Source organism: Marinoscillum sp. (genome assembly GCF_965229915.1).
GTDB lineage: Bacteria > Bacteroidota > Bacteroidia > Cytophagales > Cyclobacteriaceae > Marinoscillum.
Window position 1 is genome coordinate 786,081 of record NZ_CBDDJZ010000001.1, and the last position, 15,312, is coordinate 801,392.

The 15,312-nt window shown below is 44.7% G+C and carries 14 protein-coding genes; 8 read left to right on the forward strand and 6 right to left on the reverse strand.

All coding sequences use genetic code 11. The features are described from left to right. Positions 1-67: 67 nt before the first annotated feature. The 8 genes from ACO067_RS03315 to ACO067_RS03350 all read left to right on the forward strand — a co-directional run bounded on the left by ACO067_RS03315 (position 68) and on the right by ACO067_RS03350 (position 9,631). A complete protein-coding gene (locus ACO067_RS03315; protein ID WP_421870781.1) occupies positions 68-832 on the forward strand; it encodes an oxygenase MpaB family protein in 765 nt (254 codons plus the stop codon). 104 nt (positions 833-936) lie between these two features. Further along, positions 937-2,010 carry a cytochrome-c peroxidase gene (locus ACO067_RS03320; protein ID WP_421870783.1) on the forward strand — a complete coding sequence of 358 codons (1,074 nt, stop codon included), beginning with the start codon at positions 937-939 and terminating at the stop codon, positions 2,008-2,010. A gap of 114 nt (positions 2,011-2,124) precedes the next feature. Continuing rightward, positions 2,125-3,366: a beta-ketoacyl-ACP synthase II gene (gene fabF / locus ACO067_RS03325; RefSeq protein WP_421870785.1), complete on the forward strand. Its 1,242-nt coding sequence runs from the start codon at positions 2,125-2,127 to the stop codon at positions 3,364-3,366. Between the two features lie 78 nt (positions 3,367-3,444). Beyond that, on the forward strand, positions 3,445-3,642 hold the full coding sequence (locus ACO067_RS03330; RefSeq protein WP_421870788.1) for a CsbD family protein: 198 nt from the start codon (positions 3,445-3,447) through the stop codon (positions 3,640-3,642). Positions 3,643-3,870: 228 nt separating this feature from the next. Beyond that, positions 3,871-5,274 carry a serine hydrolase gene (locus ACO067_RS03335; RefSeq protein WP_421870791.1) on the forward strand — a complete coding sequence of 468 codons (1,404 nt, stop codon included), beginning with the start codon at positions 3,871-3,873 and terminating at the stop codon, positions 5,272-5,274. Positions 5,275-5,320: 46 nt separating this feature from the next. Then, positions 5,321-6,355 carry a sensor histidine kinase gene (locus ACO067_RS03340; RefSeq protein WP_421870795.1) on the forward strand — a complete coding sequence of 345 codons (1,035 nt, stop codon included), beginning with the start codon at positions 5,321-5,323 and terminating at the stop codon, positions 6,353-6,355. After that, positions 6,352-7,119, forward strand: coding sequence for a LytR/AlgR family response regulator transcription factor (locus tag ACO067_RS03345; RefSeq protein ID WP_421870798.1), 768 nt, complete (start codon positions 6,352-6,354; stop codon positions 7,117-7,119). Before ACO067_RS03340 ends, ACO067_RS03345 begins: the two co-directional genes overlap by 4 nt. Before the next feature lie 94 nt (positions 7,120-7,213). After that, entirely contained in the window at positions 7,214-9,631 is a 2,418-nt protein-coding gene (locus ACO067_RS03350; RefSeq protein ID WP_421870801.1) for an ABC transporter permease, read from the forward strand. Here the strand turns inward: ACO067_RS03350 and ACO067_RS03355 are convergent, their stop codons facing one another. The 6 genes from ACO067_RS03355 to ACO067_RS03380 form a co-directional block, all read right to left on the reverse strand. Continuing rightward, the gene (locus ACO067_RS03355) at positions 9,632-10,204 is read right to left on the reverse strand and encodes a pyridoxamine 5'-phosphate oxidase family protein (protein WP_421870805.1); all 573 of its coding nucleotides are present in this window, start codon (positions 10,202-10,204) and stop codon (positions 9,632-9,634) included. Beyond that, the gene (locus tag ACO067_RS03360; RefSeq protein WP_421870808.1) at positions 10,204-10,386 is read right to left on the reverse strand and encodes a CPXCG motif-containing cysteine-rich protein; all 183 of its coding nucleotides are present in this window, start codon (positions 10,384-10,386) and stop codon (positions 10,204-10,206) included. The genes ACO067_RS03355 and ACO067_RS03360 overlap by 1 nt, the downstream gene beginning before the upstream one ends. Positions 10,387-10,523: 137 nt before the next feature. Further along, complete coding sequence (locus ACO067_RS03365) at positions 10,524-11,762, reverse strand: hypothetical protein (RefSeq protein ID WP_421870810.1); 1,239 nt, start codon at positions 11,760-11,762, stop codon at positions 10,524-10,526. A gap of 400 nt (positions 11,763-12,162) precedes the next feature. Continuing rightward, entirely contained in the window at positions 12,163-12,921 is a 759-nt protein-coding gene (locus tag ACO067_RS03370; RefSeq protein WP_421870813.1) for a LytR/AlgR family response regulator transcription factor, read from the reverse strand. An 11-nt stretch (positions 12,922-12,932) separates the two neighbouring features. Next, positions 12,933-13,952 (reverse strand): sensor histidine kinase, encoded by a 1,020-nt coding sequence (locus ACO067_RS03375; protein WP_421870815.1) that lies wholly within the window; start codon positions 13,950-13,952, stop codon positions 12,933-12,935. 9 nt (positions 13,953-13,961) lie between these two features. Continuing rightward, positions 13,962-15,233 (reverse strand): hypothetical protein, encoded by a 1,272-nt coding sequence (locus tag ACO067_RS03380; protein ID WP_421870819.1) that lies wholly within the window; start codon positions 15,231-15,233, stop codon positions 13,962-13,964. Positions 15,234-15,312: the final 79 nt, after the last annotated feature.

Sequence of the window (15,312 nt, forward strand, 5' to 3'; positions counted from 1 at the left end):
GAAAATAGTTACTTTGTATTTCAAAGTACTACGAATTATTCTTTAGATTTGTTGATTCATAAAGCATATGGAATACTTCGTAAATCATAAATCCATCGTACGAAAGATCTGGGGCAGTGCTGACGTCATCATGCTCATTTTTGCCGGGGCTTCAGCAGAGTTTGCGCTTAACAAAGCCGTGGACTGGCTGTACTTCACAGGTCGCCTTCCTTCTGATCCACTTCAGCGACTTTTTTCTACCGTTTCCTATGCCCAGGCCATCGTGTTTTCTGAAAAAGCAGCAGCACACAGGGCCATAGACTCCATGAGTGCGATTCATGCTGAGGTGGAATCAGCCAGAGGTCGCAAGATTCCAGAATGGGCTTACCGAGATGTGCTATTCATGCTGATCGATTACTCCATGAGAGCTTATGCCATTTTAGAACGAAAGCTCACATACCAAGAAGAAAAAGAAGTTTTTGCAGTGTTTCGTGCTGTCGGTCAGCGTATGGGTATCACTGATTTACCCAATACCTTCAATGAATGGGTCGTCATCAGGCAAACCCATTTGATGCAAAACCTGCTGTATTCAGATTTCACTACCGACCTCTTTGCGCAGTATGAGAAACATCTTGGAACTGTCAGATATCATATTCTCAAACAAGCACACAGTTTAGTGGCTCCGCAGTACGTAAGAAAACTGCTCCAGATTCGAAAGCAATCTCTACTCAAACCACTGATCCCGATCTACAAACTGAGTAGAAATGTCGGTTTGGATCATTTGTTGAAAAAAATATTGCTACCCAAAGCCTATCAAAAACAAATCAATTCTTTGGAAACAGCGGCATCCTAATCAAGCGCTCTTGCGGCGATGTAGATTTATTCGTACCTTTCTCTTAACCAACTATTTAGGTCAGTTTGGTGTCTATAAGTTCGTTACCTTGATTTAGACCAAAAATGAAAAAGCCTCTACTACTCTGCCTCGCCGCTCTTGGTGCGTTCGTCTCTTGCCAGGACATAGTCAAATATGAAGAACACGTTCCTGACCCATCCGAATTAAAAATTCAAGATGAGTTTCAATTAGGCAGGGCACTATTCTATGATACCAAGCTTTCAGCTGACAACTCTATTGCTTGCGCTTCTTGTCATCAACAATCAGCTGGATTTGCCGATAATAGACCATTGAGCGTAGGAGTGCATGGACGCATGACCAAAAGAAACTCCATGCCCATCCAAAACATCACTGCCGAAGGGTCCATTGTGTTTGATTCCACGGGATTTGTAGAGGACTCTATTGGCCCCACTCCGCTGTTTTGGGATGGTCGTGAACCGATCCTGGCTAAAATGGTGCTTATGCCATTCCTGGATCACAATGAACATGGACTGGCAGATGAAAACGAATTAGTTGCCAAAGTAAAGGCACAGGATTACTATCAAGATGCCTTCCAACGAGTGTATGGCTCTGAAGCTGATGCCGATTTAATTGCCAATTCACTTTCCACATTTGTATTGAGTCTGCAATCTCAGAACACGAAACTAGACAGATTTCTTCAAGGAAATGAAACGCTCAATGAGCAGGAATTGAAAGGATTTGAGCTGTTTTTTACTAAATATGACTGCAATTCCTGTCATCAGGTGAATGATCCTTCAGGCTATTTAAAGGTTAACAATGGAGGGTTTGCTGATATTGGATTAGAAACCAACCCAGATGACAAAGGTCGATTCATAAGAACTGGATTGAATGAAGATATTGGTAAATTCAAAATTCCATCCCTCAGAAATGTTGCTTTAACAGCACCATACATGCACGATGGTCGCTTTGCCAATCTGGACAGTGTGATTGAACACTACAGTGATGGCATGCTACTGACCACTAATCTGGACCATGCTTTGAAAGATGAAAATGGACAACCATTAATGCTCAATATTTCACAGGATGAACGGGAGCAACTGGTGGCCTTTCTTAGAACACTGACTGATCAGAGTTTGCCATTTGATCCACAGTTTTCCAATCCATTCGATACTGACTGACAATCAACAGCTTACCTTTCACGTGACGTTTAAATAACCAGACACACGGTATAAATCTGGGTTTGGGAGTTATCTTGCAAGCTGGTTTGATGATAACCCGTCTAAGAAAGAAGCATGAAAAGAGTAGTAGTAACTGGCCTGGGAGCACTATCTCCTCTTGGCAATAATCTAAAGGATACCTGGACCAACGCCATCAATGGTGTGCCTGGCTCCAAGCCCATCACGTATTTCGATACTGAAAAATTCAAAACCAAGTTTGCTTGCGAACTCAAGGGATTTGATCCTACGGGTGTGCTAGATCGCAACGAGATCAAACGCTCCGATACATTCACCCAGTACGCACTTTATGCAAGCACTGAAGCACTAAAAGACAGTGGATTGGACCTGGAAAAAATGGATCCTTTTGATATCGGCGTGATCTGGGGATCTGGGCAAGGTGGTATGGATACTTTCGAGCAGGAAGTAGGTGCCTTCGCCACAGGAGATGGCACACCGCGCTTCAGTCCGTTTTTCATACCCAAGCTCATATCCAACATGGCTTCAGGAATGATTTCCATGAAATTTGGTCTGATGGGCATCAATTACACCACCGTGGCAGCTTGTGCTACGGCCAACTCGTCCATCATGGATGCCTTTAATTACATCAAACTGGGCAAAGCAAAAGCCTTCATCACAGGAGGTTCTGAGTCACCAGTGACGAGTGCATCTATCGGTGGATTCAATGCGCTGAAAGCTATGTCCACACGCAATGAAGAACCAGAAAAGGCTTCCAGACCTTTTGATGTGAATCGCGATGGATTTGTGATGGGTGAAGGCGCAGGAGCGATCATCCTGGAGGAATATGAACATGCGGTACAAAGGGGCGCTCATATCTATGCAGAAATCGTTGGAGCTTCCATGACTGCAGACGCCTACCACATGACTGCTACACATCCCGAGGGCAAAGGTGCTTCTCGTGCCATGGAAAACGCACTAAATGAAGCCGGACTTACCCCAGCTGATGTAGACTATGTCAACGCTCATGCCACCTCTACGCCTGTAGGAGATATCAGTGAGATCAAAGCTCTGACCAATACGTTTGGAGATTCGAAAAAACTGCATATCAGCTCCACCAAGTCGATGACTGGACACTTGCTGGGTGCGGCTGGAGCTATTGAAAGCATCTTCTGCATTAAAGCTATAGAAGATGGGATCATCCCTCCTACCATTAACCTGGAGGAGTTGGATCCAGAGATACCTGCTGGATTGCGCATCGTGGCGAATGAGGCGAAAAAAACCAATGTAGAAGTAGCGATGAATAATAGCTTTGGATTTGGTGGACACAATGCCATCACGCTGTTCAAAAAGTTTAGTTAATCCAAATTATCAATAACAATCTCATTCTGAGGCCGTTGTATAAGTAAATAAACAAAAACTTAACAAACCCTTAGAATTATGGATTTACAACTGAAAGGAAGCTGGAACCAGTTAACTGGCCAGCTGAAAGAAAAATACGGAGAATTGACAGATGATGATTTGAAAAAGGCTGAAGGAAAAGCCGAAGAGTTAATCGGGATTCTCCAGGAAAAGACTGGAAAGACACAAGAGCAACTGGAAGAAGAGTTAATGGAACTGGATTCCAAGCAGCTCTAGAAAACAAATGCCTCCAGGCCAACCCCTTTCGGCCTGGAGGCATTTTTATTTAGTCTTATACTAGAATCCATAAGGCTTGCCTAATCACCTGACAATACATCATTGCTACATCAACACGACCAGTCCCTCCCTCAGCAATACATCAATAACTCAGCAAAGAGCATCTAAATACTCACTCCTCTACTCATCAAACGCGACAATGACTATTCTTGTCGTTACCCAAACTTGATGAATATGAGAATCGCTACTGCTTTACTGATATTGTGCTTGATCGTAAGCTGCAAGGAGGATGTTTCAGGCCCAAAACTTTCGGGCACACTCATTGATACTTACAGCAAAGAGCCCATCCCAAATGTACACATCCAGGTACTGGAAGATGGGCCTGAGACCACTACTGACAGTGATGGCAAATTTGCTTTTAGCAGTGGTGAACTAGCAGACATTGAAGAAGTCACCATTGGCGGGGCTCAACATGGTGCCATTTCCATAGCCCATGAAAATTTTCGACCTTTTGAAACGAACATCGAGTTTGGCAAACCCACCGAAATCCAACTTATCGAAAAAGAGCTTCCTGTCTACTCCTACCACGTGCCTGTTCAGCTCAATGACGGCATCACAACTGCCTCAGTAACAGAAATAGGTATGGACCGACAGGTAATCCAAAACCTAATGGATGGTGCCGTGCAGGACAAGTACCGTCAGTTACACAGCCTATTGGTTTACAAAGACGGTTCATTGGTCTTAGAAGAGTATTTCTTTGGCAATAACGACACCATCAACTTCGAAAATAACGTGACTGTAGACGACCGCCCGGCTCCTATCCAATGGTCGCGCACCACACCTCATTATGTAGCCTCTGTCAACAAGGCCCTAACTTCCACGCTCGTAGGCATCGCTCTGGATCAAAACAATCTGACTACTTCTGAGAAAATAGCCAACCACCTACCCTCCTACAGTGCACATTTCGAAGATGAGCAAAGTGCAGCTGTGGACTTTGAAAGCTACCTGACCATGACCGCTGGCTACCAGTGGGATGAATGGGCATCCAATGACCTGTCCTTACTTTGGAAGTCGGACGATTTTGCAAAGTTTGTGCTAAGTAGAACCAACATGGGCGTAGGAAGTGAATGGCGATACAACAGCGCCTTACCCAATGTGCTCCTCAAAACAATGGACAACATGGTGGAAGGTGATGTCCGCTCATGGGCTCATACAAACTTTTATGCCAAACTAGGGATTACCAATTACCGGTGGGGAGCTCAGCCGGACGGATACCCAGAAGGAGCCGCCAGGATGTTCATCACACCTCGTGACATGCTTAAAATAGGGATCACCTACCTCAACAATGGTCAATGGCAAGGTGAACAAGTAGTACCTGCCAGTTGGGTAGAGGAATGCATGAACGTGAAGCAAACAACTGAATCAGGAGACTACAGCTACTACTTCTGGCTGAGAGAGCTGAATGGGGTCACCTATCTGTCTGCCGATGGAGACGGTGGCAACTACATCAATGTATTTCCAGAGGAGAACATGGTCATCGTAATCACACAAGGTTTGTACCTGAAGTGGCCGAGTTATGTGGTACAAGCGGATCAGATCATGAGAGACTACATCCTACCATCTATCGAGTAAACCCTTTCCTCAGACCAGTGTACCTTTGCCATAAGCTACTACTGAGGTGCCTGATATTTTCACAAAGAAACATTTCTACCTGATCAATGCGCTTGGGCTTATCATCACCGGGCTCAATCTAGCAAACGGAGTTAGTCCAACGGATGTCTTCCTATGGCCTGTAGGGCCGTTTATTGCCGTCTATCTGGTAAGTTCACTTGCCTTCTACACCAGCCAGTTCGTCCATCACTGGAGCAATTTGCTCCTTATGGCCCTGGTTGCTTTAATTTCCTATTGGGTCTTAAGTGGTTTTCTTACTTCTATTTTGGAGCGCTTCTTCCGGTCTGTAGAACACTACAGGCTTGTAGAACTCCCCTTGTATTTCAAAGAAAACCTGCAGATTCTACTGTTGGGTATCTTATGGCTGGGAGTGTATGCTGTTATTTTCCACCTGATCAAAGTCAAAGACCGACTCAGCAGTACCGCTCAAAAAGTACACCTGGTTGAAACCGAGCTGGCAAGCGCTCAACTGACTAGCCTACGCAAAGAGATCAACCCACACTTTCTATTCAATGCCATGAACGGCATTGCCATGAAGGTCCGACTTCAAGAGAACAAAACGGCCGTAGCGATGATAGCAGCACTGAATGACTTATTACGATTAAGCCTTGGCCAAGCCGGTGAAAAGACGATTCCCTTACACCAGGAAATGGAACTACTAGACAAATACTTACTAATCGAAAAATATCGATTTGGTGATGCTACAGAATTGGTAGTGGAAATCCCGAATCATCTACAAACTTACCAGGTACCTGACTTGATTCTTCAACCACTGGTGGAGAACGCTTTCAAGCATGGCACCAAAGAGCCTGGTGGTGCCATGAAAGTAAAAATTACGGCTGCAGTGATTGAAAACAACCTGGAACTCTCCATCTACAATGCGCATATCAGGAGTACTGTCTTTAACTATGCCAACAGTGGTGTCGGTTTGCCCAATGTAGTCCACCGACTGAGACGTCTTTATGGAACTGACTTTAAGTTTCAAAGCTACAATAGCGACTCGGGCATATTATTTAAAATGACCATACCTGCCCAATCATGAAAATCAAGTGTCTGATTGTAGATGATGAACTAGCCGCCAGAGAAGGCTTGAAAGCATTGTGTGAGGAACATGAAGACCTCTCCGTAGTTGGAGTTTGCAAGAATGGTATAGAGGCTATAGACGAAATCCAGGCCCTTAGACCGGATCTGGTGTTGCTGGATGTACAAATGCCAGGTGTGGATGGGTTTGAGGTAGTAGCTAGTATCCCAAAACCCATCCCAAAAATCATCTTCATCACCGCCCACGATCAGTTTGCCATCAAAGCGTTTGAAGTCAATGCTGTCGACTATTTGCTCAAACCCTTTAGTGACGAGCGTTTTGAACAGGCCATTCATAGAGCTCTGGAGCAAATCCGATTGAACAAGACTCAAAACACACAAGAACTGCTATCATCGGCCCGGAAAGCAGGTACTCCAGATACGCTACGGGCGTCAGAAGGTAATCGGCTGGTGCTGAAGGTAGATGGCTCCATACACTTGATTGACAAGGCCATGATAAGCCATGTGGAAGCTTTTGACTACTATGTGAAAATTCATGTGTCCGGACGGTTTTTCCTCATTCGCGAAACCATGAAAAATATGGAAAGATCGCTAACCGATGATCGGTTCAAGCGCATTCACAAATCCTTTATTGTCAACCGACTGTTTGTCAAAACCATGCACCGGATTCAACCAACCGAATATGAGCTGATCCTCAACTCTACTGAGCATCTGAAAGTGAGTCGCTCCAAAATCAACGAGGTGAAGGACTGGTTGGGTAAATAGCCATTCCCTGCAAACATGCAACCATTCCCTGCACAAATGATATATTAGCTTCCAATTGCTCGTATCATTGACATAGGATCTAACTCAAAATGTCATGCTAAAAAACCACATCGTATTTGCTTTAAGGCTATTTCTGAAAGAGCGTATCTACTCCGTTCTCAATATTCTCGGGTTGGCTCTGGGAATATCTGTGGGAATCATCCTCCTGTTGTACTTACAAAGCGAACTAAACTATGATAAGCACTACGCCAAATACGATCAGATCTACCGGTTTACTAACCACCTTAAGGCTCAAGGTGCTGATTTCAACACGGCCCGATCGTCTCAGCGAATAGGTTCGGTAATCAAAGCAGAAATGCCAGAAGTCATTGAATATGTACGATTTTCAAGTGCTGGCAATCCCCTCATCACTTTAGATGAATCTATGGGTGAAGAGCGTTTTTATGAAGAACACGTCTGGAGGACTGATAGTACCTTCTTCAAAGTGTTTGACCATCAATTTATCTCGGGAAATCCGACAACATGTCTGACTGGTCCCGGAAAGGTCGTCCTCACCGAGTCTATAGCTCGTAAATATTTCGGAGAGGAACCAGCTCTGGGCAAAAGACTGACTCTGAACGATAATGACCTGCGACAAGTCACTGCCGTAATCTCTGACCTGCCAGAAAACACCCACCTGAAGTATGACATATTGCTTTCCCACATTCCACCCATCACATGGGATGAAGATGGCAATGCAGAAAGAACCTCTGAAATCTATTGGAATCCTGGCTCCTACACTTACTTGCTAATGCCAAAAAACTATAACGTGGAGCAGTTTTATGACAAATTTCCGGACATCTATGACAAGACATTTGCTGTATTTGGAAAACGTATAGATGGTCAAGTAATCCCAGGATTGCAGCGCATAGATCAAATTCATTTCAACTCTGATAAAGGCGGAGACGAACCAACTGGCAATCTAAACTACGTCTATACCTTCGCTGCGGTGGGTCTGTTCATCATCTTGCTAGCCTGCATCAATTACATGAATATGGCCACTGCCCGCTCCATTACGCGCACCGGCGAAATGGGTATTCGTAAGGTGCTTGGTTACAGCCGGGCTGCTTTGTTCAGAAGTGTAATGTTAGAAGCAGTGGTCATGGCAGTGGTGGCGCTAGTTCTGGCCAATGTTCTGACTTTGATCACCCTTGAGCTTACGTCGTTTAACGATCTCATTCATAAAAACCTTTCACTAAACTACTTATCAAACCCTCAGCTCATCATTGGGATGCTGGTGATCACTTTACTGATTGGTGTGTTTTCAGGGATATATCCGGCATTGTATATTCCTTCTGTACCGGTGGTCACAGCTTTGAAGGGAACATTTACAGGCGATCGCATGGGTGCATTTTTGCGGAAATCCCTAATTACGTTTCAGTTTGCCATTAGCCTGTTTGTCATCATCTGCACCGTGCTCATGGACAAGCAAATCGACTACATGCAAAACAAAGACCTGGGATTCAACAAAGATCAACTGCTGGTCATCGAAGAAAGCAACGCCATCAAAGAGAACCGCGAAGCATTGAAAGCCAAGCTGCTCCAAAACCCAAACATCCTACAGGTAACCAACAGTTATGGCACTCCTGGCATGGGCAACGAGGGCTCTGTGATGATGGTGGAAAAAGACTCTGGGATGGTACAGCAGCACATGAACATGTTTTATGTGGGCAAAGACTACTTAAAAACCCTGGATATCGAAATCGTAGAAGGACGAGCCTTCCGAGAAGATGGTCCATACGATGCTGAGAACGTATTTTTGATCAACGAATCTGGAGCTAAAAAACTCGGATGGGGAGATCAGGCTGTAGGTAAAAAAGTGAGTTATTTTCACAGCGACCACAAACGCACCATCGTGGGTATGTTCAGAGACTTCAACTACCAGTCGTTACACAATCCAATTGACCCGATGATGATTGGACTGCACCATGACATACAGGGTCATCTTTACGTCAAACTGGGCACCAATAACCTCAAAGAAACGCTGGAGTTCATTCGCTCCACCTGGACGGAATTCGAAGCTAAAAGCCCCTACAAAGCAACATTTTTGGACGAGGAGTTTGCCAGACAGTACGAAGCAGATCTCACCCAGCAGCGGTTGATCTCCATTCTCTCCTACATCTGTATTTTTGTTTCACTGCTTGGTCTAATTGGATTGTCAGCATTTACAGCCAGTCGCAAGTCCAAGGAGATCAGCATCCGCAAGGTACTGGGAGCCACGGTACCGTCAATCATCCTGCGGTTTTCAAGAGATTATGTCCAGTTGATAGCCATCGCATTTGTGATAGCTGTGCCTCTCGCAGATTATGTCATCATCGAATGGATGTCAGACTTTGCTTACCGCATGGACCTTAGTTGGATCTATTTTCTGGTTCCTGGCTTGGCTGTGTTGGCACTTGGGCTGGTCACCGTGTCTATTCAGTCGCTGCGCTCAGCCAAAGCCAACCCTGTAAATGGACTAAGAAGTGAATAATCAGGGAACCAGACGCTGACCAGTCCATTCCTGGTTGAGTTTTGAAAACCTTACTCTGAAGTGCTCCAGACCATTGAGCTGGAGCACATCTACTTGCGCTGGTATAATTTTCAACACAGTGAAGTGTTCAGAATCCAATGACTCATCCCAATGGTGCGCCTCTTCCCAGGTACTAATTTGTGTACCCGGAGCTTTGGATCTGGTGTAAGCTTTTTGCGCTTCTCCCTGCACCTTTTGCCAGTAGCGCTCCATTAGACCAGCATGCTGATGCAACTCAACTACGCCATTAATTCTGATCTGCACACGTTTCCGGTCATGGTAAAACAGCAAGGAGCAATTGGGTAGCTTGTTGAGATGATCCACTTTCTGAGTCCTGGTATCGGTGAAAATGTAAAAGTTGAGTGAATCATCAAGGTCTCGCAAGACAACATAGCGCTGGCTGACTTCCCGGCCATCTGTAGTACCCAGTACCACAAACCTAAATGGATGCCTATGGTCCACAATAGCTCGCCGCAACTCTTGCACAACAACTTGCCAAACATCTCCGGTGGTATGTGAAGAATCTATCAGCATCACTGCTCTATTGAGCGGGCTTCAAATAGTACTACCTCTTCCACTTCCAGCTGGTAAGTGATCTCCATGGGGTTACAGCAAACTTCACAGTCCTCTACGTAACTCGCCTTTTGAACACTCTCATCCAGCAGCACGGAGATTTCGGCATTGCAGTACGGACATAAAAATGGATGTTCAATCATTTCTGTTGGGTCTTGAGAGGTAAAGCATGTTCACGTGCTTATTGTTTGGATTGGCACCGATTTTCAACCCTCAGAAAAAACAGAACCACCCCATAGGAGTGGTTCTGTACTGTATATGAAAAGGATTTCTTATTTCATTAATTGAAAGTGATCTTCTCGATCCGGTCAAAAACGAAGTATCTGACATCTCCACCTTCCTTGACGATCACACCCTGATTTTTGTCCGAAACATCCTGTGAATCTCCTAATAGATATTTCTCGCCGTTTTTCAAGATCACGGTACTGTTGTCATAGTTTCTTGGTGAGATCTCTCTGATGTTCTTGAATGGAATCAACATTTCCACATCATCCAGCATACCTTGCAGTACTTCGAACTCAAAAGCTTCGTCTAGATCGTAAATCAACTCACCATCAAAAGTGTCTCCGTTTCTGAGTTCTACCTGACCAGTGAGACGTGGTTGCTTGGAGAAGCTACTGTAGGCTGGGCCAGAGTCCTTTGGCTCCATGAAGGTTACTTTATCAAATTCATCCCATGGCACATCGATCCGACCCATACCAGCCACCGTGACAATAATGCCCCGATTTTCATCATTCACGTCATTGCTACCACGCAGCTCTAGTTCTCTGCCTGAGTTTAGGATCACTATGCTTCTGCTGCTGCCATAGCGCTCTATTGACTTGATATTAGAAAATGAGATCGATACGTCTCCATCTTCTGTATCTCCGTCCAGCTTGTCTGTGGATACTCGCTCGTCATGATCCCACTGCACAAATCCTTCAAATCGGCCCTCGGATGTTTCAACCACACCGTAGAGAGGTTCGCCATATTTATCTTTCAGTTTAGCAGGTGTAGCCCTGAACTCTATCATTTCGATTCGATCCCAGTCTAGCTGGATCACGCCGAGTTCTGGATCATTCACCTGTATGTTGGTGTTAATGTCGTTGTAGCCCTGACCATCCAAATCGAACGTGACGCCACTTTGCATCACTACTTCAGCTCCCTGACGGCTCGTAGGCCTGATGGACTTAAGTTCCCCAAACTGACAGACAAACTGATGTCGGAAATCATTGTCTTCATTCCAGTCCCAGCTCACGTTTACCCAAGTGCTGCGTCTTTCCCAGAAGCCTCTTCGGCGTTCCTCCAGCTCATCTATCTCATCTCGTGAGAGGTAATCCAGGTTCTCATTTTCTTCTTTGGAAGCATTGAAAAAATCCGTCCAGTAGGCCTCCTCTTTGCCCCATCGGAGCGCACCTTCGTATGTCTTGTCATCGATGGTGGTCACCCGACCATAGATAAATCCTTCATCTTGACTGATTGCCTGATGACTACAAACGGTAGCCATCAGGATAGTTGAGTAGGTTAGTAATTTTTGCATCTCCTTTTATTTTGGTTTGTCCTTAGGTTTTTGATAATGCTAAGGTGCACCAATCTTAAAAGCTATGAAATGAGATGCTGACGAGTCGGGAAGTCACCTAACCGAATCGGGATATACCGGACCGAAATGGATAATAAAATGCTCAACCACAGAGAACACAGAGTTCACCGAGCATCAGGCAACGCATTAATTTTTGATTTTTGGGTATTTCTGGACGTTAACATGAGATTTTAATGCTACAGATACAACTCATCCTTGAATTCATTTACACAGGTTAAGGTCGATGGGTCAGATCAGAGGCGAGAATGAACCACAGAGAACGCCGTGTTCACGAAGTATTCAACAGCCAGCATGCCGCTCTGATCAGCGGCTTTCCATTCAATCTATTAACGGCCTTATTTTACTGATCCAGCCAGCCTTTAAAGTCTGGGGTTTTCTCTGCGCTGATCACAATCTCCAGATCTGAAGCAGGTTCCAGTTCAATTTTGAGCCGGCCTTTGAAGTATGGGTGAATCTCAGATATGGACCCAAAACTCACGATAAATTGGCGATTGGCACGCATGAATACATCCGGATCCAGCTGCTCTTCTAACACCTCCAGTGTCTGATCCAGAGGAAATTTCTTCCCGTCCTTTGTCACCAGATAGGTCAGTTTATTTTGACTGTAAAAATAAGCCACCTTCTCAATGGAGACCGCCACGATCTTTACACCTGATTTGATGAGGAATCGGGATTTGAAGGACTTCTTTTGATTTTGAATGAGGTCATACAGACTCTCGAAATCGGCAGGAAACTTATTATTGGCTTTGCGCTCTTTGAATTTCTCTATAGCCGCAACCAGCTTGTCCTTCAATATGGGTTTGAGCAAGTAATCGATGCTATTCACCTCAAAGGCTTTAATCGCATACTGATCATAAGCAGTGGTAAAGATGACAGGCACATCCAGCTCCAGGTTTCTGAATAGATCAAAACTCAACCCATCCAGCAAGCGGATATCACTGATGACCAGATCAGGCAGCTCATTGGAGTCAAACCATTTCTGACCTTCATCTATTGACTTGAGCACACCGACTATTTTTAACTCCTGATCGATATCATGGAGCATACCAACCAACCGGTCGGAAGCCAGCTGCTCGTCTTCCAAGATTAGCAAATTCATAACAATCCTCTTTATATCTCTTCAATCTCAATCAGCGGCAAGCTCGCTCTAAACACCTCTCCTACCCGGTTGATCAGCACTTCTTCGTCGGTGTAGTATTTATAGCGTGCCTGGATATTTTTCAATCCAGTTCCTGATTTTGTCTTTAAGTCTTCGGGCTTTTCGTTGATGTTGTTTTCCACAAAAAGTCTGCATTTCTTTCTGTATATCCTAATAACCAGTGGTTTCTCCGCAGTGATGTTGTTGTGCTTCACAGCATTCTCTATGAGCATTTGTAGCGTGAGTGGTGGCATCATGTACATCAGCGAATCGTCCTGGTCCAGCTCTATCCGAAACTGTATAAAGTCCTGAAACCTCGTTCTGATCAAGTAGATGTAGGTTTCAATAAAATTCATCTCCTCCTCTAGCGTAATCAAGTCTTCTGCTTTGGTGAGCAGCATGGTGCGGTAGACCTGAGCAAATCTGCCCAAAAATTCCTGTGACTGCTCCTTGTCCTTATCGATCAGCGCCGAAAGGATATTCAGGTTATTGAACAGAAAGTGTGGATCGAGGTGATTTTTCAGCGTCTCCAGCTGAGAGCTCATACTCTCTTTTTGGAAACGCTCCATCTCGAGTTCTGACTGCTGCCAATGGTTCAGAAAATGCAAGCTGAAATAAATGGAGAAAACAGGAATGATGACAATAGCTCCATAGACATTAGCAACTACCAGCTGCTCGGTGGTCGGTAGCAGGTCTGTAGCCAGTGCCTTCACAATGTAATAAGCCGCGTTAATCACTCCTATGGAAAAGAGAATTCCAATCAATAAGTGGGAGAAAAAACGCTTCCTACCAAAGGTAATCCATGGAAACCATCGGTCAAGTGTTTTGGTAATGAACCAGTTGCCTACATACAGTAGCAGACCCACCAGCGCGATAGATGCTATGGTGTAATAGACTGTGATTGCTGGTTGGTAATACCAAAATAAAGCAGCAATCACCGCCAATGCGGTGATTGCTGCTATTGCCTTTTTTGATCGAAGTATTGAATTCACCTGTTTCGTCTAATCAAATATGATTTCGACAATATCGTCCCATTTTATGTATTTTCCTTTATCATCTCGGGAAGTAATAACTAGCAGTCCATCGTTGTGGCTGTCCACATCGCGGGCATCCCCAAGCAGCAGCATCTCTCCATTGCGAAGCTCTACCTGACTATACGCATAATTTCGGGGAATGATTCTCTTTACATGACGCAGGGTCACTTCATACTCCACATCATCATCTTTAGCGTCTAGCGTTTCCAGTTCCCACTCTTCGTCCAGATCGTAGATGATCTTTCCTTTGATTTCATCATTTCTCAGGGTAATGACCGTTCCATAGAGTCCTTTTGGCGGAGCGTAGTAGGAATAAGCCTGACCACTTTTTTCTATTTCTTTGAAAGTCACCCGTTCGAAGTACTTCCACGGAATATCCACCCGACCCATGTCTGGCACATCCACGATAATCCCTCTATTTTCAGAATTCACATCATTGGAATTAGTCAAATAAAGTGTTCGTCCTGATTTCAACTCCACATTGCTGCCATTGCGGTATCGCTCAATGCTTCGGATCTGATTGAATGGAAAGGAAACATCCGCATTGTCGGTATCTCCATCGAGCTTGTCATCGCCAAGTCGTTCGTCATGGTCCCACTGGATGTATCCCGTAAAAGTGCCTTTACGAAGCGTTTCCACTCTTCCATAAATGGGGGCTGCTTCTCGTACCTGCAGGTTTTTTGGAGTAGGTAAGAAATCCACACGATCTATCCGGTCCCAATTGATTCCTATTTTTCCAAGTTCGTCATCATACACCTGGACTTCAGCACCTATATCGTTAAAACCTTGTCCGTTCAGATGATAAACCATATTGTTTTTCAAAGTCAGATCCACATAGCCACGCTTCACATTTTCAATAGACTTGATGTCCCCAAACTGACAGGTAAACTGGTGAGTGACATTGATGTGGTCTTCCCAGATGCTACGAAAATCCCAGTTAAAGTTTTCCCAATCGAAACTTTTACCACTGGATTTCTCTTTGTATTCGGCATGTTTGCCTTCGCTGGTTTTGGCCGCATTGAAGTAATTATGCCAAAATGCTTCTTCATTGCCCCAGCGTAAGCGTCCCTGGTAAACCTTGCGGTCTATTGTAGTTACTTTTCCGTACATGTAGCCTTGAGTGTCCTGAGCCTTGAGCTCTTGCAATACAATCAAGAAAGCAACGATATTGCCCACTACCAACAGTATGATCCTCTTATTCTTCATCATCCAACGATATGCATTGTTACCTGACATCATAAACCCAAATCTGGGTAAATGGATGCATAAATATAAGAGAAGGGATACTCACTCGGTAATATAACTTGCCGAATCGGAC

Excerpts from the sequence above, each read along its gene's own strand:
- ACO067_RS03315 (WP_421870781.1), top strand. The coding sequence starts at position 68 with ATGGAATACTTCGTAAATCATAAATCCATCGTACGAAAGATCTGGGGC.
- ACO067_RS03320 (WP_421870783.1), top strand. The coding sequence starts at position 937 with ATGAAAAAGCCTCTACTACTCTGCCTCGCCGCTCTTGGTGCGTTCGTC.
- fabF (WP_421870785.1), top strand. The coding sequence starts at position 2,125 with ATGAAAAGAGTAGTAGTAACTGGCCTGGGAGCACTATCTCCTCTTGGC.
- ACO067_RS03330 (WP_421870788.1), top strand. The coding sequence starts at position 3,445 with ATGGATTTACAACTGAAAGGAAGCTGGAACCAGTTAACTGGCCAGCTG.
- ACO067_RS03335 (WP_421870791.1), top strand. The coding sequence starts at position 3,871 with ATGAATATGAGAATCGCTACTGCTTTACTGATATTGTGCTTGATCGTA.
- ACO067_RS03345 (WP_421870798.1), top strand. The coding sequence starts at position 6,352 with ATGAAAATCAAGTGTCTGATTGTAGATGATGAACTAGCCGCCAGAGAA.
- ACO067_RS03350 (WP_421870801.1), top strand. The coding sequence starts at position 7,214 with ATGCTAAAAAACCACATCGTATTTGCTTTAAGGCTATTTCTGAAAGAG.
- ACO067_RS03355 (WP_421870805.1), bottom strand. The coding sequence starts at position 10,204 with ATGCTGATAGATTCTTCACATACCACCGGAGATGTTTGGCAAGTTGTT.
- ACO067_RS03360 (WP_421870808.1), bottom strand. The coding sequence starts at position 10,386 with ATGATTGAACATCCATTTTTATGTCCGTACTGCAATGCCGAAATCTCC.
- ACO067_RS03365 (WP_421870810.1), bottom strand. The coding sequence starts at position 11,762 with ATGCAAAAATTACTAACCTACTCAACTATCCTGATGGCTACCGTTTGT.
- ACO067_RS03370 (WP_421870813.1), bottom strand. The coding sequence starts at position 12,921 with ATGAATTTGCTAATCTTGGAAGACGAGCAGCTGGCTTCCGACCGGTTG.
- ACO067_RS03380 (WP_421870819.1), bottom strand. The coding sequence starts at position 15,233 with ATGATGTCAGGTAACAATGCATATCGTTGGATGATGAAGAATAAGAGG.